The organism is Kitasatospora sp. McL0602, from assembly GCF_052076145.1.
Lineage (GTDB): Bacteria > Actinomycetota > Actinomycetes > Streptomycetales > Streptomycetaceae > Kitasatospora.
On sequence record NZ_CP197246.1, the window covers coordinates 894,991 to 913,758 of the forward strand.

Sequence of the window (18,768 nt, forward strand, 5' to 3'; positions counted from 1 at the left end):
TGCCCCACCCTGTCACGCGCGCGCGGCCCCGGAGCGGAGGGCTCCCCGGCCGACACCGACCTGGAACGCGTTCTACCACGCTCCAGTTACCCAGGTCACACCGCCGATCGCGCGTCGTCTGCCAGTATGTGCACGTGAAAGACGCCATCAGACAGGATGCACAGCCCGAGGCCGAGGCCGGACCGTTCGCCGAGCTGCTCCGGATCGAGCAGCTCGATGAGAACCTGTTCCGGGGCCGCTGTCACGCCGGGGCGCCGATGCGCGCCTTCGGCGGGCAGGTCGCGGCCCAGGCACTGACCGCCGCCGGACGCACTCTCACCTCGCAGCGCCTGGTGCACTCGCTGCACAGCTACTTCGTCCGGCCCGGCGACCCGCAGCAGCCGATCACGTACGAGGTCGACCGCGTCCGCGACGGGCTCTCGTACGCCACCCGGCGGGTGACGGCCGTGCAGCGCGACGAGGTGATCTTCACGCTCTCCGCCTCCTTCAAGACCGCCGAGGCGACGCCGGAGCGCCAGCGCACCATGCCGCCGGTGCCCGGCCCGGACGAGCTGCCGGACCCGATGCCCGCCTGGGCACAGGCCGACCCGGAGGGCTACGCCCGCGCGACCGTCTTCCGCACCATGGAGATGCGCTTCATTCCGCCGGACGCTCCCGGCATGCCCGCCGAACTCCCGGGCGTCCCGCAGCAGTTCGTCTGGCTGCGGACGGGCAGCCCGCTCCCGGCGGACGACCCGCTGCTCCAGGTCTGCGCGCTCACCTACCTCTCCGACCTGACGCTCGCCTCCACCACCGCGCTGCACCTCCAGCCGCACCGCATCCAGCGCCGCGAGGCGCCCCGGATCATCCTCGCCTCGCTCGACCACGCGATGTGGTTCCACCGGCCTTTCCGCGCCGACGACTGGCTGCTCTTCGCCCAGCGCAGCCCCTCCGCCTCGGACGGGCGCGGCCTGGCGCTCGGTGAGTTCTACAACCAGGACGGCGAGTTGGTCGCCTCCGCCGTCCAGGAGACGCTGCTGCGCGAACGGCGCGGCTGACGGCGGCGGGTAGGCTCGGGGCGTGACCCAGACCGCAGCCCCTGGCTGGTACCAGGACCCCTTCGGCCACCCCGCCGTGCGCTGGTGGGACGGCGCGGCGTGGACGGAGCACACCCGTCAGCCGCCCACCGCCCCTCCCCCGCCGCACGCCCCGGCTCCGATGCCGGCTCCGGCTCCGGCTCCGATCCCTGCGCAGGCCCACGGCCCGTCCACCCACGGCCCGGAAGCGCTGCTCGGTGCGCAGGCGCTGGTCGTCGACCAGAACTTCAAGTGGGTCGACATCAGCACCAGTTACAACATCCTGGACCGGCACGGCGCGACCGTCGGCTCGGTCGCCGAGACCGGGCAGAACGGCGCCCGCAAGGCGCTCCGCCTGATGAGCAACATGGACAAGTACCTCTCCCGGCAGTTCGAGATCCGCGACGCCGCCGGGGTGCCGTTCCTGGTGCTCAGCCGGGGCACCAAGGTCGTCCGGGCCAAGGTCGCGGTGAACCGGCCGGACGGCACGCCGGTCGGCGAGATCGTGCAGCAGCAGGTGGTCGGGCACATCAGCTTCGACCTGCTCGCGGGCGGTCAACCCGTCGGCCACCTACGGGCGGACGGCTGGTACGCGTTCACCTTCACCGTCACCGACCACAACGGCACCGAGGTCGGCCGGATCGCCCGGGACGGCCTCGGTCTCACCCTCAGCGTGCTCGGCGGCACCGACCACTACTACGTCGAGTTCCTCCACCCGCTCCCGGAGCCGCTCCGCTCGCTGGCCGTCGCCGCCGCGCTCACCGCCAACACCCTCCTCAACCCGGACTCCCACGGCGATCAGTGACCGTAGGGCCGACCGGTCTAAGGTGCCGACGTCTCGTACGGCGTCAGCACCAGCCGGACGACGTCCTCCAGCCGCCGCCGGGCGTCGTCCAGCGTGGTGCGCCCGGTGACCCATGCCGTCAGCTCGCCCTGCCAGGCATGGCCGACGATGTGCCGGACGATCTCGCCGCCGACCGGGGGCAGTTGGGCCATCACCAGACGAAGTGCGGCGTTGTCGGCGTGGGCCATCCCCTGGAGCACCTCGCTGGCGAACGGGTCCGTCGAGGCGGCGACCGCCACCCGGAGGCGGGCAAACTGCGGCTGGCGCTGGTAGGCCCGCATGCCGTGCCGGACGAACCGGACCACCCGGTCGGTGGGCGTCAGGACGGCTCGGGGGCCCCGGAGTTCGGCCGTCAGGTCGGTGAGCAGCAGCCGGTGCCAGTCGGCTATCGCGGCGGCGAGCAGGTGGTCCCGGGAGGAGAAGTACCGGTAGGCCGTGCCGAGCGCCACCCCGGAGCGCTCGCAGACCTGCTTCATCTGGAGTCTCTCGACTCCGGTCTCGTTCACCACCGCGAGCGCGGCGGCGATCAGGGCCCGGCGGCGTTCGAGCTGACGGGCCGACATCGCCTCGACCGGCCTCGGTGACAGGTCAACCTTGGTCACCCGCCCCATGATACGGCGCCGCCACCCGCCTGCGAACGGCGCGTGAACAGGGCGGGGGTGTCAGGGCGGCGGGGTGTCAGGCGACCGTCACCGGGTGGGCGACGACGGCGCCGAAGAGGTACCCCTCGCGGTTGAGCACGGCGGTGTCCGGCTGGGTGTTGCCGCGCCGGTCGGTCGCGCGGGCGCGCAGCTCGTACGGGCCGGGGTGCTCGGGCCGCCAGTCGTAGCTCCATCGGGTCCAGGTGTCGGCCCGGGGTTCGTCCCGCAGGTGGGCGGGGCGCCAGCTGGCGCCGCCGTCGGTGCTGATCTCGACCTTGCGGACGGCGCCCGAGCCGGACCAGGAGCGGCCCTCCAGGCGGGTCGCCCGGCCCTGCGGGAGCACGGCGCCCCGGGCCAGTTCGAAGGCGCTCTTCACCACCTGCTCGGCGAGCGGCGCGCTGCCGCCGGGCGGGTAGGCGGCGCCGAAGAGGCGGTAGAAGTCGGTGTTCCAGGGCGAGTAGAGCGGTTCGGCCGCGACCTCCAGGCTGCCGAGCCACTTGATCGAGGCGACGCCGACCCAGCCGGGCACCACGAGCCGCGCGGGCGCGCCGTGGTCGGGCAGCAGCGGCTCGCCGTTCATCTCGTACGCGACGAGGGTGTCGTGCAGGGCCTTGGCGATCGGGAGCGGGCGCCGGACGTGCCCGAGGTTGGTGCCGTCGGCCGTGAGGTACTCGGGGTCGAGGCCGGTCGGCAGCACGTCGACGGCGTCCGGGCGGAGCCCGGCCCGGTGCAGCAGCTCGGACAGCCGGACGCCCCGCCAGTGCGCGGAGCCGACGCCGCCGAGGGTCCAGGGGGTGCCGGGCACGCTCTGCTGCTGCTGGCTGGTGTAGAAGCTGCGGCCGTTGCCCGCGCACTCCACGATGGCGGTGACACCGGCCGCGGGCATCCGGCGCAGCTGGTCGAGGCTGAACTCGACTGCGGAGCCGGGCAGTCCGCTGCCGAAGAGCCGCAGCCGCCAGGTGTCGGCGTCGATCAGCGGGGTGCTGGTGTGGTTGCGGACGAAGAAGCGCTCGGCGGGCACCTGGGAGGTGTGCGGCGGGAAGGTGTCCCAGCGCATCTCGGCGTTGGTGCCGCGCGGGACGAACCACTCGGCGGGCAGCGGCTTGACGATCCCCGGCACAGGGCTGCCGGGAGCGGACGCGAACGCCCGTGCCGGTGCCAGCACTTGGGCCAAGGCCGGCACCCCGGCGGCGGCCATCATCCGCAGCAGCGTGCGGCGTTCGACGCCTTCGGCCCGCGCGGTGCCCGCCAGCCACTGGCGGCGTCGGCGGCGGTCGTACTCCAACTCGTCCATCGGGACGCTCCGTTCCGGATCGGGGCACACGACCGGCCGCCGGGCTCCGGCCGGGCTGGTTGCTGTGTGCACGATCGTAGGGGCGTGGGCATGGTCATGTCCGGAGAACACCCGGCCTTGACACACTCCGCAAGCTCTCCGTCATGATCACCTGACCACCGCCCCCACCAGCACCCTCCGGAGACTCCGATGCCGCAGGCCCTGACCAGCTCCCCGCCGCTCGGCCGGATCACCCGGGGCTCCGGCCCCGGCGTCGTGCTCGCGCACGGCGGCGGCGGTGGGGCGGAGGCGAACTGGGGCACCTTCATCACCCCGCTCGCCCGGCACCGCACGGTCGTCGCACCGGACTTCCCCGGCTCCGGCCGTACGCCGCTGGAGGCCGGGCCACTGCGGCTCGACGACCTGGCCGACCGGCTGGTCGCGGCGGCGGTGCAGGAGGGGCTGGAGACCTTCGACCTGGTCGGCTTCTCGATGGGCGCGGCGGTCTCCGTCCGGGCGGCCGCCCGCCACCCGGGCCGGGTCCGGTCGCTGGTCCTGGTCGCCGGGGTCGCCCACGCCGCACCGCACCTACGGCTGCTGACGGAGGGTCTGATGGCCGCCCACGAGCACGACCCGCTGCTGCTGGCGAAGCTGACGATCCCGCTGTTCTTCAGCCCCGAGTGGGTGAACGCCCAGCCGGAGGGCGACCTGACGGCGCTGGCCAAGCTGATCGCGGCGACCACCCCGCCCGGCTTCCGCCGGCAGTTCGAGCTGGTCCGCAGCCTGGACGTCCGGGCCGACCTGCCCGGCCTCACCGTCCCGACACTGGTGGTAGCCGCCACCGCCGACGCCCTCGCCACCCCCGAGCAGCACCGCCTGTTCGCCGGGGGCGTCCCGCGCGCCGAGCTGCTGGAACTCCGCTCGGGTCACCTCGTCCTGACCGAGCGCCGGAACGAGCTGCTCGCCGCCCTGGAGAGCTTCCTCCGGCGCGTCAGATCCTGACCCGGCAGCCAAAATGGACATAGTACGACATGTAACTGTTTTATCGACGTGTCGTCAGCAGGAGTCCCATGAGCAGCCAGCCCGCCGACCCGCCTCCCGCCGACCCACCGCCCGGCAGCCCACCGCCCGGCACCGAGGAGCCGCACGCGACCCTGCCCACCGACCGGGTGGTCTTCGGTGTCAGTGCCGCCCTGGTGCTCGGGGTGGTCGCCTGGGGCGTCTTCGCCAAGGAGTCCCTGGGGCGGACCTCCAGCTCCGCGCTCGGGTGGGTGCTGCACAACTTCGGCTGGCTGTTCGTCGTCGCGGCCGACGTCTTCCTCGTGCTCACCGTGCTGCTCGCCCTCAGCCGCTTCGGCCGCATCCGGCTCGGCCGGGACGACGAGGAGCCCGAGTTCAGCACGCTGGCCTGGGTCGCGATGATGTTCAGCGCGGGCATGGGCATCGGCCTGATGTTCTACGGCGTCGGCGAGCCCCTCCAGCTGTACGCGGCGCCGCAGCCCGGCTCCGGCATCGACCCGCAGACCGCCGCCGCCGCACAGTCCGCACTGGAGTTCTCGCTCTTCCACTGGACGCTGCACCCGTGGGCGATCTACGCCGTCGGCGGCCTCGCCCTCGCCTACACGACCTTCCGCAAGGGCCGCGGCAACCGGATCAGCGCCGCCTTCGTACCGCTGATCGGCACCCGGGGCGCCGACGGCTGGCCGGGCCGGGCGATCGACCTGCTCGCCGTCTTCGCGACCGTCTTCGGCTCGGCCACCAGCCTGGGCCTCGGCGCGCTCCAGGTCGCCGACGGGCTGGGCTACATCTCCTCCGTCCGCAACACCCAGAACGTGCAGCTCGTGATCATCGGCTCGCTCACCGCCGCCTTCGTGCTCTCCGCGTTCTCCGGCGTGCACAAGGGCGTGAAGTGGCTCTCCACCGCCAACGTGGTGCTGGCGAGCATCATCATGCTGTTCGTCTTCGTCTTCGGCCCCTCGATCTACGTGCTCGACGCCATCCCCTCGACCGTCGGCGGCTACCTCAGCGACCTGACCGCGATGGCCACCCAGACCGGCGCCTTCACGGACGAGAAGTGGCTCGGCTCCTGGACGATCTTCTACTGGGCCTGGTGGCTCTCCTGGGCGCCCTTCGTCGGCACCTTCATCGCCCGCATCTCGCGCGGCCGTACGATCCGTCAGTTCCTGCTCGGCGTGCTGCTGGTGCCGAGCGGCGCGACCGTCATCTGGTTCTGCGTCATGGGCGGCACCGCGATCCGGCTGGACTCCACCGGCATCGCCGACCTCGTCGGCACCATCCCGAGCGGCGCGGAGGCCTCGCTCTTCGAGATGCTCAAGGCCCTGCCGCTGGGCGGCGTCACCAGCGTGGTCGCCGTCCTGCTGGTGATGACCTTCTTCATCACCAGCGCCGACTCCGCCTCCCTGGTGCTCGGTTCGCTCTCCAGCCGGGGTTCCCTGCACCCGAAGACCGGGCTGGTCGTGGTCTGGGGCGTGCTGATGGGCGGGGTGGCGGCCGCCCTGCTGCTGGCCGGCGGGCTGACGGCCCTGCAGAACGCCACCATCCTGGTCGCCCTGCCGTTCGTCGTGGTGATGCTGCTGCTCTGCGTCTCCCTGGTCAAGGAGCTGCGGACCGACCCGGCGGCCGGACCGTCGCGCTTCCACCCCACCCACGGGATGCGCGACGCCGTCCGGGTGGCCGTCGGCGAGGCCATGGCGAGCCAGCGCGCCGGGCGCCAACCTCCCCCGTCCGAGTGAAACCGGACAGGTCGCGGACGACCCTCCGGGCCCGGGATGTCCCGTGCCCGGCCTGACCGGACGACCCCGGCGCCTCCCACTACGGACAGCGACACAGCATTACAGACAGTCAGATCAGTGGCATGCTTGCGGGCGGCCCACCCGTCCGACCTGCCGAGAAAGCACCATGCCCTTACCGACCGCCGTCACCGCGACCACCACCGACCGCGCCCTGCGCGCCCACCTCGCCGCCGCCACCCTGCTCGCCTGCGGCCTCGGCTGCGCACTCCCCGGGCTCGGCGCCGCCGTCCGGCACTGCCACCCGGCCGCCGGGGTCACCCCGCCGATGCTGATGCTGCTCACGGCGATGTTCATCGGCGGGTTCGAGGTCCGGGCTGCGGAGCTGGGCCGAGTGCTGCTCCGGCCGGGGCTGCTGCTCAGCGGGCTCGGGGTGGCGCTGCTACTGCGCATGGTGGTGCTGCTCGGCGCCGAGCGGGCGGCGGGCTGCTGGCCGGACCAGCGCGAGGCGCTCTGGCTGGTGGTCGGCCTCTCGCTCACCGCGACCATGCCCGTCGCCGGAGCCGCCCAGACCTGGGGGGCCAAGGCGCAGGCCGACGGCCCGCTCGGCGTCGGCCTGGTGCTCGCCACCACGCTGGCCAGCCCGCTGACGGTGCCGCTCGGGCTGGTGCTGGCCGAGGGGCCGGAGAGCGGCGGGCCGCGCCAGGTGCTCGACTCGCTCGCGCAGGCGGACAGCACCTGCGGGTTCATGGCCCTCTGGGTCACCGCCCCCTGCCTGGCCGGGCTCGCCGCCCGCCGCCTCACCCGGGGGCTGGCGGGCGGCCGAGCCCGCGCCGCCGCCCTGCCCTGGCTCCGGCTGACCGGCCTGGCCAACGCCCTCGGGCTGACCTTCCTCAACGCCGCCGGGGTCTTCGGCGAGATCGGCCGGCGCCCCGAGCCCCGGCTGGTCGGCCTGGCCCTGCTCGCGGGCAGCGTCGTCTGCGCCCTGCCCTTCCTGACCGGCTGGCTGACCGCCTGCCGGGCCCGCACCGGGCAGAGCCGGACGGCGACCCTCACCCTCGCCTCCGGCATGAACAACACCAGCGCGGCCGCCGCGCTCGCAGGCAGCCAGTTCAGCGGGCACCCGGCGGTGCTGCTGCCGATCTTCTTCTACGGCATGGCCCAGCAGCTGCTGGCCGCCTGCCTCCCCCGGCTGTTGCTACCCGTCCGGCGCACCACCCCCGCCACCTGCGCCGATGTCCCGACGCTCAGCCCCCGCCCAGACTTCACCCACGCGTAGTCGTCGTTTAACACCGCACTGGAATGCTCTCTGACATGAACGCCCAACCCGTCGCGGGCCTCCCGGCCCCACCGCCGGAGCGCTTCCCGCTCCCCCAACGGCACCGCCGCCTGCTGGCCTGCGCCGCCGTGGCCGCCTCGATCGCCCTCGGCAGCCTGGGAGTCGCCGCCACCGTCGAGACCGTCGCCCAGGACACCACCGTCGCCGTGGCCATCACCCCCCGCTGAGCCGTCGCCGCCGAGCCACCGTCGGTCAGCGTCCGGGGTCGTGAGCCCCGACCCGGCGGGAGTGCCGCCCCGGGCCCGGTCCGGCGTCCAGCTCGGCCTGCGGCGCGTACCTCGCGGCCGGGGCGCGCAGGACCCAGGCCCGCCCGGCGGGCGCTATCAGCTGCATCCGGTGCAGCAGGTCGAGGGCGTCACGGCGGAAGGCCGTGAGGTCGGCGAGGTAGTCCCGGCTCCAGCCCTCGCCGTGCTCGTCGGTGACGTCACCAAGCGCGCCGTCTATCAGGGCGTCCGGGATGAGCACGGCGGGCGGCGCAGCCTCCTCGGGCAGCGGCCGCAGCTCCTCCACCAGCCGCTCGACCAGGAGCAGTGCGGCCTGCGCGAGCGTGCCGGTGCCGGGCAGGGCGAGATCGGTGAGTTCGTCCGCCGGGTCCAGCAGGGCCATCCCCTCGGCCCGGATCTCGGCCTCCAGGCCCAGGAAGTCCGCGAACAGCTCGGCCTCGGCCTGCTGACGGCCCAACAGCCAGGACCGCTCGGGCGCCGTCAGCTCGTCCAGCAGCAGCACCGGCGTCTCGGCCAGCCTGCGGCGTACGGAGAGCTCGGGGGTGGTGGCGGGCGGCGCGGCGAGCGGGCCGAGCGCCCGCGCCAGCTCGCGGTCGACACCGCCGGGCGTCAGCACCCGCCAGTCGGCCAGCAACTGACGCACCCCGGGCTCGCCGAGCTCGGCCTCCCGCCCCTCGGCCAGCGCCGACAGCGCCCGCACCAGGCAGGCGTACCCGGCGGGCCCGAAGCCGGGCAGGCCACGGCCGGGCAGCCCGGCCTTGTGCAGGCGGGCGTAGGCGTGGCCGATGGTGAGGGGGTAGCCGAGGACGGTCAGGAAGCGTTCGGCGAGCCAGTCGGCATGACGGCGGATCAACGGGAAGCCGGCGCCGTGCGGCCCGGCCTCGCTGACCAGCGGATGGGCCACCAGCAGGCGGGCGGCGGTGCGGCGTTCGACCGCGATCTCGTGCGGGGTGCAGCCGGGCGAGCGCTCCGGCTTGCGGTGCCGCCCGCGCCCCACCGTGACGACCGCGCCGCGCGCGTCCTCCCGCGGGGCCCGCCGCAGGCCCTTCTCCCGGACGCGGCGCCCACCCGACGACCCGACGGTCGGCCCGTGCCACCAGCTGACCCCGGCCTCGGCGAAGCCCGCCACGCACCCGAGGTGCCTCGCGCCGTAGAGCCCGAAGGCCGCCGTGAAGAGCTCGTGCGCGGCCTCGGCGTCCGCCGCCGCCAACCGGTCGGCCAGGCCGCTCGCGTGTACGTCGGCACAGACGGCGGCGGTGAGCTGCCCCGCCCCCGCCCCGCGCCCGCCTGTCACGCCCCCGCGCCCCTCCCCGGGGCCGGTCGCGTACTCGTGCTGCTCCATGTCGTGGACCAGACTAGACGCTGCCCGTGCCCGCCACCGGCACTCACCCGCCAGGCTTGGTCAGAAATTGGCTACGCACCAGTAACAACCCCTTCCCCGTCCGGCCGCCCGTCGCTTATCGTCACGGTCATGCCGAACCTGCCCAATGTGGTGCTCTGGTCGATACCCGCCTTTGTGCTGCTCACCGTCCTGGAGGTCGTCTCCTACCGGTTCCATCCGGACGACGACGAGCAGGGCTACACGAAGAAGGACACCGCGACGAGCCTCTCCATGGGCATCGGCAGCCTGCTCTTCGACGCCGGGTGGAAGATCCCGATCGCGCTGATCTACTCCGCGCTGTACGAGCTGACGCCGCTTCGGGTGCCCGTGCTGTGGTGGACCGTCCCGCTGATGCTGCTGGCCCAGGACTTCTTCTACTACTGGTCGCACCGCGGCCACCACGTCATCCGCATCCTCTGGGCCTGCCACGTGGTGCACCACTCCAGCAAGAACTACAACCTCTCCACCGCCCTGCGCCAGCCCTGGACGAGCGCCACCACCTGGGTCTTCTACGTCCCGATGATCCTCGCGGGCGTCCACCCGGCCGCGCTGGCCTTCTGCTCCTCGGCCAACCTGGTCTACCAGTTCTGGATCCACACCGAGCGGATCGACCGGCTCCCCCGCGGAGTCGAGTACGTCTTCAACACGCCCTCGCACCACCGAGTCCACCACGCCTCCCAGGGCGGGTACCTGGACCGCAACTTCGGCGGCATCCTGATCGTCTTCGACCGGCTCTTCGGCTCCTTCACCCCCGAGACCACCCGGCCCGTCTACGGCCTGACGAAGAACCTCGACACCTTCAACCCGCTGCGCGTGGCCACCCACGAGTACGCCTCCATCGCCCGCGACCTCGCCAAGGCCACCACCTGGCGCGACCGCCTGCGCCACCTCACCAACGGCCCCGGCTGGCAGCCCGGCCCCACCGACCGCCCGGAGGGCACCACCGCATGACCATCACCCGACGCCTGCGCGCCGCCCGCGGCCTGCTCTCCGGCTACGCCGCCGCCTCGGCCGCCCACCTCGGCGCGATCGTCACCGGTGCGAGTGTGCTCCAGCACGCCACCAAGCCCGCCCTGATGCCGCTGCTCGCCGCGCACTCGCTGGCCACCGCCGAGAAGGCGCCGAAGCTGCTGGCCCCCGCCCTGCTGCTCAGCGCGGGCGGCGACGTCGCGCTGCAGCTCGGCGGCGAGACGGCCTTCCTGGCCGGGATGGGCTCCTTCGCGGCGGCCCACGTCTGCTACGTGACGATGTTCGTCAAGCGCGGCGCCCTCACCGACCGCCGCCGCAGCGCGGTCGTCGCGGCCGCGTACGGCGCCGCCTGGGCCGGGATGATCAGCCAGCTCTGGCCCGGCCTCGGCGAGCTGAAGATACCCGTGGCCGTCTACAGCCTGCTGCTGGCATCCACGGCCGTCACCTCGGCCGGCATCAACTGGCGGGCCGGCCTCGGCGGCGGCCTCTTCCTGCTCTCCGACACGCTCATCGCGACCCAGCTGGCCGAGTGGAAGGAGCTCCCCGGCCACGAGTTCTGGATCATGGCCACCTACGTGGTCGCCCAGTACCTGCTGGCCAGCGGCACCCTGAAGCACGCGAGCACCGACGAGTAGCCCCCGGTGGCGGGGCGCCGCTCAGTCCTCGGCGTCGGCGGCGCCGCGTCGGCGGAGCAGCCAGAACCCGCCCACGCCCGCCGCGACCAGCGCACCGCCGGTGGCCAGCTGACCGGGCCCCGCGCTGCCGACCGAGCCGCCGAGGCCGGTGTGCACGGCGCCGTGCGGCGACTGCTCCGCCGCACCGGGACCGGAACCCGAGCCGGGGCCTGAACCCGAGCCTGAGCCGTAACCGGCGCCCGAGGACCCCGAGGACCCCGACGGCCCCGACGACCCGGCCGCCGCTCCGGAGCCGTACGACGAGCCCGAGTGGCCGTCCGGCGCCGTGCCGGGGCTCGCGTGGCCCTCCGCGCCGAGTTCGACGGCGACGGCGCCGGTGAAGGTGTCGCCGTTCGGGCAGCTGCCGTCGATGCCCCAGCTGGAGCCCTTGCCGGCCTTGTCCGGGCCCTTGGTGCCGAACTCCGCCTTGGAGGCCAGCCGGGCGGTGCCGCTGTACTTGCCGTCGGGGCCGACCGTGAGCGTGGCGGAGCCGGTCGAGAAGGCCTGCGAGTTGGCGGTGATGGTCTTCGCCGAGCTGGTGTCACAGGTGACGCTGATCGTGACGCTCTGCTCCGGCGCGGCCTCGGCCGGGCTGACCCAGGCCGGTTGGACGTCCTTGGCCGGGCTGGCGGGCGAGGCCGACCCCAGGCCCAGCAGCGGGGCTCCGGCCACTGTGCCCGCGCCCAGCAGGGCGACTGTTGCCATCCGCGTGAGGCCCATGGCGTACCTCCAGGTTCTCGGGCGCAGCCGGGGACTCCGTCGTCCGCGTGATCGAGCGGCTACGCCCTGTCACCTCTGACGCTAGGCACCCCTACTCCACCCGGCCACCGCTGGACACCCGTTCGAGCAGGGGCACAGCTCAAGGTCACAGCCCAAGGTCGACGACGACCGGCGCGTGATCGGAGGTGCCCTTGCCCTTCCGCGCCTCGCGGTCGACGTAGCTGTCGGTGACGGCGTCCGCGAAGGGCTTGTTCGCGTACGTCAGGTCGATCCGGATGCCGAGGTTCTTCGGGAAGCCCAGGGCGCGGTAGTCCCAGAAGGTGTAGGGGCGGTCGTACTTGAGCGGGCGCGGCATCACGTCCTGGAGCCCGGCGTCGCGCAGGGCGGCGAGGGCGGCGCGCTCGGCGGGGGTGACGTGCGTCTGACCCTCGAAGACCTTCGGGTCGTAGACGTCCTCGTCGGTCGGCGCGACGTTGAAGTCGCCGAGCACGGCGAACGGGCGCGAGCCGGCCGCGTCCTCGGCGGAGGCCAGCCGCAGGGCCTCCAACCACTCCAGCTTGTAGCGGTAGTGGGCGTGGTCGACCTCGCGGCCGTTCGGCACGTACACCGACCAGACCCGGACGGGCCCGCAGGTCGCGGCGATCGCCCTGGGCTCGACCGTCGACAGCAGGGCGTCGTCGGCGAGGAAGCCGGGCTGGGCCGGCAAGTCCCTGACGACGTCCTCCAGACCGAGCTTGGAGAGGATGGCGACGCCGTTCCACCGGCCGGTGCCGTGGGCGGCGGTCTCGTACCCGAGCTCGCGGACGGCCTCGAACGGGAAGGCGTCCGTCGCGCACTTGAGCTCCTGGAGGCAGAGCACGTCGGGCTCCGCGCTGCCCAGCCACTCCAGCAGCTTGGGCAGCCGGGCGGTGACGGAGTTGATGTTCCAGGTGGCGACGCGAATGGTCACGACGGACGGCCTTCCCACACGTACGGACGGGGTGGGCCGACCCGAAGGCCTGGCCCACCCCGAACATACCGTCAGGCACCGACAGCGGGTGTCAGCGCGCGGGCCACATCACCGCCGCCGCGCCGCCGCCCCGGCGGACGGGCTCGGCGGCGGCGATCCACCGGCCGTCGGGCAGCCGCTCGACGCCGGTCGCGGCGCCGATCTCGCCGGCGTCCACGAAGCTCTGGCCGAGCGCCTCCAGGGCGGCCCGGTCGGGGCCGTTCAGGAAGGCCGGCTCGGCGCCGGTGGTGGCGGAGTTGCGCTGGCTGGCGCGCGGCGCGGCGATGGCCTGCTCCAGGCTCAGGCCCCGGTCGATCCGGCCGAGCAGCACCTGGAGGGTGGTGGTGATGATGGTCGCCCCGCCGGGCGAGCCGGCCGCGAAGAACGGCTTGCCATCACGCAGCACGATGGTCGGCGAGATCGAGGAGCGCGGGCGCTTGGACGGGCCGGGCAGGTTCGGGTCCGGCACACCGGGGACGACGGGCGTGAAGGAGAAGTCCGTCAGCTCGTTGTTGAGCAGGAAGCCCCGGCCGGGCACGGTGATCCCGCTGCCGCCGGTCTGCTCGATCGTCATGGTGTACGAGACGACGTTGCCCCAGCAATCGGCGACCGTGAGGTGGGTGGTATTGGGCCCCTCGTACGTCTCCGGCACCGCCGGGCCGCTGCTCGCGCAGGCGGCAGGGTGGCGCGGGTCGCCGGGGGCGAGCGGGCTGGTCAGGGCGTGGGCCGGGTCGATCAGGCAGGCACGGGCGGCGGCGTACGCCGGCGAGAGGAGTTCCTTCGTCGGCACGTCGACGGCGGCCGGGTCGCCGACCCAGCGGTTGCGGTCGGCGAAGGCGATCCGGCTCGCCTCCAGGAAGCGGTGCAGGTACTGGGTCCGGCCGAGGGCGGCGAGGTCGCTGTGGCCGAGGATGCCGAGCGCCTCCCCGATGGTCGTCCCGCCGGAGGAGGAGGGCGCGATGCTGTAGACGTCGTCGCCCCGGTAGCTGACGTGGGTGGGCTGCTGCTGGTGCACCCGGTAGTTCGCCAGGTCGGTGGTGTCCACGGCGCCGGGCCGGGCGTTACGGCCGGAGGCCGGGTCGACGGGCGGGTGCTGGAGGGTGTTCACGATGTCGGTGGCCAGCTGCCCCCGGTAGAACTCCTGGACGCCCTTGCGGCCGAGCTCGCGGTAGGTGGCGGCGAGATCGGGGTTCTTCAGCCTGCTGCCGACGACGGGCAGGGCGCCGCCGGGCAGGAAGATCGCCTTCGTCGCCGGGAAGTCCTTGAACCGGGCCTGGTTGAGGGCGGTCTGGTCCTGGAAGGTCTGGTCGACCACGAAGCCCTGGTCGGCGATCTTCTCGGCGGGCCTGAGCATGTCGCCGAGCGAGCGGGTGCCCCAGAGCCGCAGCGCCTCGTTCCAGATGGCGGCCGTGCCGGGCACGCCGACCGAACGGCCGCTGGTGACGGCGTCGGCGAAGGCCAGCGGCTTGCCGTTCTCCAGGAAGAGCGACTGGTCGGCGGTGTGGGAGGCGGTCTCCCGGCCGTCGAGGGTGGAGACCTTGCCGGTGCGGGCGTCGTAGTGGACGAAGTACCCGCCGCCGCCGATCCCGCCGGAGTACGGCTCGGTGACACCGAGCGCGGCGGCGGTGGCGATGGCCGCGTCGACGGCGTTGCCGCCCTTGCGCAGCACCGCTATCCCGGCGGCGGTGGCGTCGGCGTCCACACTGGCCACGGCGCCGCCGTAGCCGACGGCCTCCGGCGACTTGGGCGTCAGCCCGTCGGCGGCCTGGGCGGGCGCCACGGCCGAGCCGACCAGTGCTGCGGCGAGAGCGAGTGCTGGGGTGAGTCGGGCCAAGGAATTCATCGGGCCTCCTGAGGCAGCGTCAACTCCCCGTTCTTACTCGGGTTCCGTTGCAGCCACAACAGCCGTGCACCGACTAAGCCACCTGCCTGCCGCTCGACTGACGGGCCCGCGAGGATTTCCCGTGGTGCGGTGGGCCGGATGGTGCTACAACCTCACCTGCGCCACCGCGCACACCACACCACGGGGGGATCTTCACATGTCATCTGCACGCCGTCGTCAAAGACTTGCCGCCGCAGTCGTCGTCGCCTCGACCGGGCTGGTGGGGGTGGGGTGGTCGCTGCCCGCCGTCGCCGCGACAGCCTCCACGCTGTACGTCGACAACACCGCCGCCACCTGCAGCGACTCCGGCTCGGGCAGCCAGGCGCAGCCGTTCTGCTCGATCCAGGCGGGGGTGGACGCCGCAGGGGCGGGGCAGACGGTGCTGGTCGCCGGGTGGTACTACCGCGAGCAGGTGCGGCTCACGCACTCCGGCGAGCCGGGGCGGCCGATCGTGGTCAAGGCCGCCGGTCCTGACGTTCAGGTCGGCCAGAGTGCGCTGAACATGGACACCGATCTCCTGCACGGCTTCGTCCTCGACCAGGTCCACGACGTGACGGTGCAGAACTTCCACGTCTTCGGCACGCCCCAGGAGGGCATCCTGGTCAGCGGCTCGACCCGGGTCGTGGTCGACCACAACGAGGTCAAGTCCACCGGGCGCATGCGGGAGGCAGGCGGCCCTCGGCCCGGACTGCGGGTGACGGGCGCGAGCAAGGACCTCACCTTGAGTCGCAACACCGTCGCGCACAGCCTGGGTGACGGCATCGTCGTCGACCCGGGCGTGACCGGCACGGTGATCACCACCAACGGGGTGGCGATGAACGGCCCGGTGGGCATCCGGGTGGCGGACGCGCCGGGGACGGTGATCACCAGCAACACCGTCAGCAACAGCGGGGGCATCGGTGTCGCGCTGGTGGGTGGCTCCGACCATGCGACGGTCGAGAACAACATCGTGATGCGGTCCAGCACCCCGACCGCCCCCGACCCCTCGCGCGATGTCGAGCTGTCGGTCTCGGCCGACTCCCGCGCCGGGACGAAGCTGGACTACAACCTCACGGACCCGAAGGGCTCGGCGTACTCCTGGGGCGGGCAGACGTTCAAGACCCCGACCGAACTGACGGCGGCCACCGGCCAGGGCACGCACGACCTGCTCGGCGCCCCGGGCGTCCAGCCGACCTCGTTGCCCGACGGGTTCACACCGACGGCCGCCTCCGGCGCCACCGACTCGGCGGACGCGACCGCGCCCGGCGAGTTGGACACCGACCTCAACGGCAACCCCCGGGTGGACGACCCGCAGCGTGCCAACACCGGCCTCGGTGGCGACGGTTACTACGACCGGGGGGCGGGCGAACTCCCGGCGTACGCCGCCGTGTACCTCCAGCTCGACATCTACCGCGCGCCACACCCGCAGAAGATCACGGCGGCGGTGAACATCAGGCAGAACTGGCCCGGTACCACCACGTACACCTTCGACTTCGGCGACGGCAGCGCACCGGTCGTCAGCACCGACCCCCAGGCCGAGCACCTCTACACGGTCAAGGGCAGCTACACCGTGACGGCGACGGCGGCCGGCACCGGCGTCAACTGGACCTCGCAGAACACCGCCACGGTCGAGATCACCGACCCGGGCCCGCTGGTCCCAGACCTCCGGATCACGGCCGCCCCGTACGAACTCGGCGGCGGCCCCCTGCAGTTCGCCGTCGTAGCGGGGGTCACGGCCAGCCCCTGGCCGGTCCACTCGTACCGGATCGACTACGGCGACGGCACCGTCGGCGAGATCTCCCCGTCGACGGCGCGCCACTCGTACCAGAAGCCGGGTGACTACCAGGTCACCCTGACGGAGACCGACGAGATGGGCCGCACGGCGAGCGTCACCAGTTCGTTGCACGTCGCCTACAAGCCGATGGGTTACACCCCGGCCACGCCCACCCGCCTGCTCGACACCCGATCGACCCGGCAGCGGCTCGGCGCCGGCCAGTCCATCGACGTGACGATCCCCGGGACGGGCGACGCGGCCGTCCTGAACGTCACCGCTGTCACCCCCTCGCAGGCCGGCTACCTCAGCGTCTACCCCACCGGTAACAGCCGGCCCGCGACCTCGAACGTCAACTTCACCCCCGAGCAGAACGTCCCGAACCTGGTGACCTCTCCCGTCGGCGACGGGCGCCGGGTGACGATCTACAACTTCTCCGGCAGCACCGACGTGGTGGTCGACCTGATGGGCACCTACACGCCGAGCGGCGGCAACCGCTTCACCGCCCTCGACCCCTCCCGGCTGCTCGACACCCGCCCGACCGGCGGCGTCGGCAACGGCGAGACCGTCTCGCTCCCGATCCGTGGCCGGGCCGGTGTCCCGGCGGACGCGACGGCCGTGGTGCTCAACCTGACCACCACCGAAGCCGCGTCGGCCGGGTACCTCACCGCCTACCCGAGCGGCACCGACCGCCCGGGGACCTCGAACCTCAACTTCAGCGCCGGGCAGACGGTCGCCAACCAGGTGATCGTGCCGATCGGAGCGGACGGCAAGGTCTCGCTCTACAACCACTCCACCCACACCCAGGTGGTCGCCGACGTCTTCGGCTACTACAGCCCGTCCGGCTCCTCGCTCTTCGTCCCCACTGCCCCGACCCGCCTGGTCGACACCCGCACCCCCGGCCACACCGCCCTCGGCCAGGGCGGCGTCCTGAGCGTGCCCTCCGGCGCACCGGCCGGCTCCACCGGCGCCGTCCTCAACATCACCGGCACCGCACCCACCGCGGGCGGCTACCTGACCGTCTGGGCCGACGGCGCCGCCAGGCCCAGCACCTCCAACCTCAACTTCCTCGCCGGAAAGACCGTCCCCAACCACGTCACGACCCCGCTCGGCACCAACGGCGCCTTCGACGTCTACAACTTCGCCGGCACCACCCACGTCGTCGCCGACCTCTTCGGCTACTTCACCAAGTGACCAACTGGACCGCCCAGACCGGCTAGACCCGCTCCACCCGGTGCCGCTTGATGGTGCGGAAGCGCCGGGCGACCTGGCGGGCCAGGTCGGCGGCGCCGACCAGGCCGGCATCGTTGCCGAGGGCCGCGTGGACGATCTGGGCCTCGGGGCGGAAGCCCCGGCCGCTGAGGGTGCGGCGGTAGGCCTCCTTGGCGGGCGCGATCAGCAGATCGCCCGCCTCGGAGACGCCGCCGCCGATGACGAAGCGGCCGGGGTCGAGGGCGGCGGCCAGGTTGGCGATGCCGACGCCCAGCCAGGTGCCGATGTCGTAGAGCAGCTCGACCGCGACGGCGTCGCCCGCCTGGGCGGCCTCGGTGATCAGCGGGCCGGTGAGGCCGTCGGGGGTGCCGCCGGCGCGGGCGAGCAGCGGCTCGACCACCGGGGACTCCTCGGCGATCAGGCTGCGGGCCTCCCGGACGAGGGCGTTGCCGGAGGAGTACTGCTCCCAGCAGCCCCGGTTGCCGCAGGGGCAGCGGTGCCCGCCGGGCACCACCTGCATGTGGCCGAACTCGCCCGCCAGGCCGTACTTGCCCCGGTCGACGAAGCCCTCGCGGACGACGGCGCCGCCGATGCCGGTGCCGAGGGTGAGCATCACCATGTGGTCCTCGCCGCGCCCGGCGCCGAACCGCCACTCCGCCCAGGCCGCGGCGTTGGCGTCGTTCTCGACCACCACCGGGAAGCGCAGGCGCTGGCTGAGCGCCTCCTCCAGCGGCTCGTTGCGCCAGTTCAGGTGGGGTGAGAAGAGCACCCGGGAGCGGTCGGCGTCGACCCAGCCCGCCGCGCCGATGCCCACCGCGTGCACGTCGTGCCGGTCGGCGAGCTGAAGCACCAGCTCGACGATGACGTCCTCGACGACCTTGGGGCTCTTGCTCTTGTCGGGGGTGTCCGTGCGGAGCTTCTCCAGCACCTTGCCCTCGCCGTCCACCACCCCGGCGACCACCTTGGTGCCGCCGATGTCGATGCCGACGGTGGGCAGCCGCAGCAGGCTCGCGGGCAGGGCCCGGCGGCGGCGCTCGGCGCGCGGGCCGATGCCCAGCAGGGTCGG

At 73.2% G+C, this 18,768-nt stretch carries 16 protein-coding genes; 9 read left to right on the top strand and 7 right to left on the bottom strand.

The features are described from left to right. The first annotated feature begins 134 nt into the window (after nt 1-134). On the top strand, nt 135-1,037 hold the full coding sequence (locus ACR68M_RS04265; protein WP_441249041.1) for an acyl-CoA thioesterase: 903 nt from the start codon (nt 135-137) through the stop codon (nt 1,035-1,037). A gap of 22 nt (nt 1,038-1,059) precedes the next feature. Further along, nucleotides 1,060-1,860, top strand: a complete 801-nt coding sequence (locus ACR68M_RS04270) for a phospholipid scramblase-related protein (protein ID WP_441249042.1) — start codon at nt 1,060-1,062, stop codon at nt 1,858-1,860. A gap of 17 nt (nt 1,861-1,877) precedes the next feature. On the opposite strand, the gene ACR68M_RS04275 is transcribed toward ACR68M_RS04270, so the two are convergent. Further along, on the bottom strand, nt 1,878-2,501 hold the full coding sequence (locus ACR68M_RS04275) for a TetR/AcrR family transcriptional regulator (protein WP_441249043.1): 624 nt from the start codon (nt 2,499-2,501) through the stop codon (nt 1,878-1,880). Nucleotides 2,502-2,577: 76 nt separating this feature from the next. Then, the gene (locus ACR68M_RS04280) at nt 2,578-3,834 is read right to left on the bottom strand and encodes a sulfite oxidase (protein WP_441249044.1); all 1,257 of its coding nucleotides are present in this window, start codon (nt 3,832-3,834) and stop codon (nt 2,578-2,580) included. A gap of 189 nt (nt 3,835-4,023) precedes the next feature. Here ACR68M_RS04280 and ACR68M_RS04285 point away from each other — a divergent pair, with 189 nt between their 5' ends. The 4 genes from ACR68M_RS04285 to ACR68M_RS04300 all read left to right on the top strand — a co-directional run bounded on the left by ACR68M_RS04285 (nt 4,024) and on the right by ACR68M_RS04300 (nt 8,069). Then, nucleotides 4,024-4,815, top strand: coding sequence for an alpha/beta fold hydrolase (locus ACR68M_RS04285; RefSeq protein WP_441249045.1), 792 nt, complete (start codon nt 4,024-4,026; stop codon nt 4,813-4,815). Nucleotides 4,816-4,883: 68 nt separating this feature from the next. Continuing rightward, on the top strand, nt 4,884-6,566 hold the full coding sequence (locus ACR68M_RS04290; protein ID WP_441249046.1) for a BCCT family transporter: 1,683 nt from the start codon (nt 4,884-4,886) through the stop codon (nt 6,564-6,566). A gap of 166 nt (nt 6,567-6,732) precedes the next feature. Next, nucleotides 6,733-7,842 carry a hypothetical protein gene (locus tag ACR68M_RS04295; protein WP_441249047.1) on the top strand — a complete coding sequence of 370 codons (1,110 nt, stop codon included), beginning with the start codon at nt 6,733-6,735 and terminating at the stop codon, nt 7,840-7,842. Nucleotides 7,843-7,877: 35 nt separating this feature from the next. Next, nucleotides 7,878-8,069 carry a hypothetical protein gene (locus tag ACR68M_RS04300; protein WP_441249048.1) on the top strand — a complete coding sequence of 64 codons (192 nt, stop codon included), beginning with the start codon at nt 7,878-7,880 and terminating at the stop codon, nt 8,067-8,069. Nucleotides 8,070-8,094: 25 nt separating this feature from the next. Here ACR68M_RS04300 and ACR68M_RS04305 read toward each other — a convergent pair whose 3' ends face one another. After that, nucleotides 8,095-9,468: a DUF2398 family protein gene (locus ACR68M_RS04305; protein ID WP_441249049.1), complete on the bottom strand. Its 1,374-nt coding sequence runs from the start codon at nt 9,466-9,468 to the stop codon at nt 8,095-8,097. A gap of 129 nt (nt 9,469-9,597) precedes the next feature. Here ACR68M_RS04305 and ACR68M_RS04310 point away from each other — a divergent pair, with 129 nt between their 5' ends. Continuing rightward, nucleotides 9,598-10,458, top strand: a complete 861-nt coding sequence (locus tag ACR68M_RS04310) for a sterol desaturase family protein (protein WP_441249050.1) — start codon at nt 9,598-9,600, stop codon at nt 10,456-10,458. Beyond that, entirely contained in the window at nt 10,455-11,111 is a 657-nt protein-coding gene (locus ACR68M_RS04315) for a lysoplasmalogenase (RefSeq protein WP_441249051.1), read from the top strand. The genes ACR68M_RS04310 and ACR68M_RS04315 overlap by 4 nt, the downstream gene beginning before the upstream one ends. A gap of 21 nt (nt 11,112-11,132) precedes the next feature. Here ACR68M_RS04315 and ACR68M_RS04320 read toward each other — a convergent pair whose 3' ends face one another. The 3 genes from ACR68M_RS04320 to ggt form a co-directional block, all read right to left on the bottom strand. Further along, nucleotides 11,133-11,855: a hypothetical protein gene (locus tag ACR68M_RS04320; protein WP_441249052.1), complete on the bottom strand. Its 723-nt coding sequence runs from the start codon at nt 11,853-11,855 to the stop codon at nt 11,133-11,135. A 160-nt stretch (nt 11,856-12,015) separates the two neighbouring features. Beyond that, a complete protein-coding gene (locus ACR68M_RS04325; protein ID WP_441251507.1) occupies nt 12,016-12,813 on the bottom strand; it encodes an exodeoxyribonuclease III in 798 nt (265 codons plus the stop codon). Nucleotides 12,814-12,910: 97 nt separating this feature from the next. Continuing rightward, entirely contained in the window at nt 12,911-14,701 is a 1,791-nt protein-coding gene (gene ggt / locus ACR68M_RS04330; RefSeq protein ID WP_441249053.1) for a gamma-glutamyltransferase, read from the bottom strand. A 196-nt stretch (nt 14,702-14,897) separates the two neighbouring features. On the opposite strand from ggt, the gene ACR68M_RS04335 reads away from it, so the two are divergent. Continuing rightward, on the top strand, nt 14,898-17,684 hold the full coding sequence (locus ACR68M_RS04335) for a PKD domain-containing protein (protein WP_441249054.1): 2,787 nt from the start codon (nt 14,898-14,900) through the stop codon (nt 17,682-17,684). Between the two features lie 22 nt (nt 17,685-17,706). Here ACR68M_RS04335 and ACR68M_RS04340 read toward each other — a convergent pair whose 3' ends face one another. Next, complete coding sequence (locus ACR68M_RS04340) at nt 17,707-18,762, bottom strand: ROK family glucokinase (RefSeq protein WP_441251508.1); 1,056 nt, start codon at nt 18,760-18,762, stop codon at nt 17,707-17,709. Nucleotides 18,763-18,768: the final 6 nt, after the last annotated feature.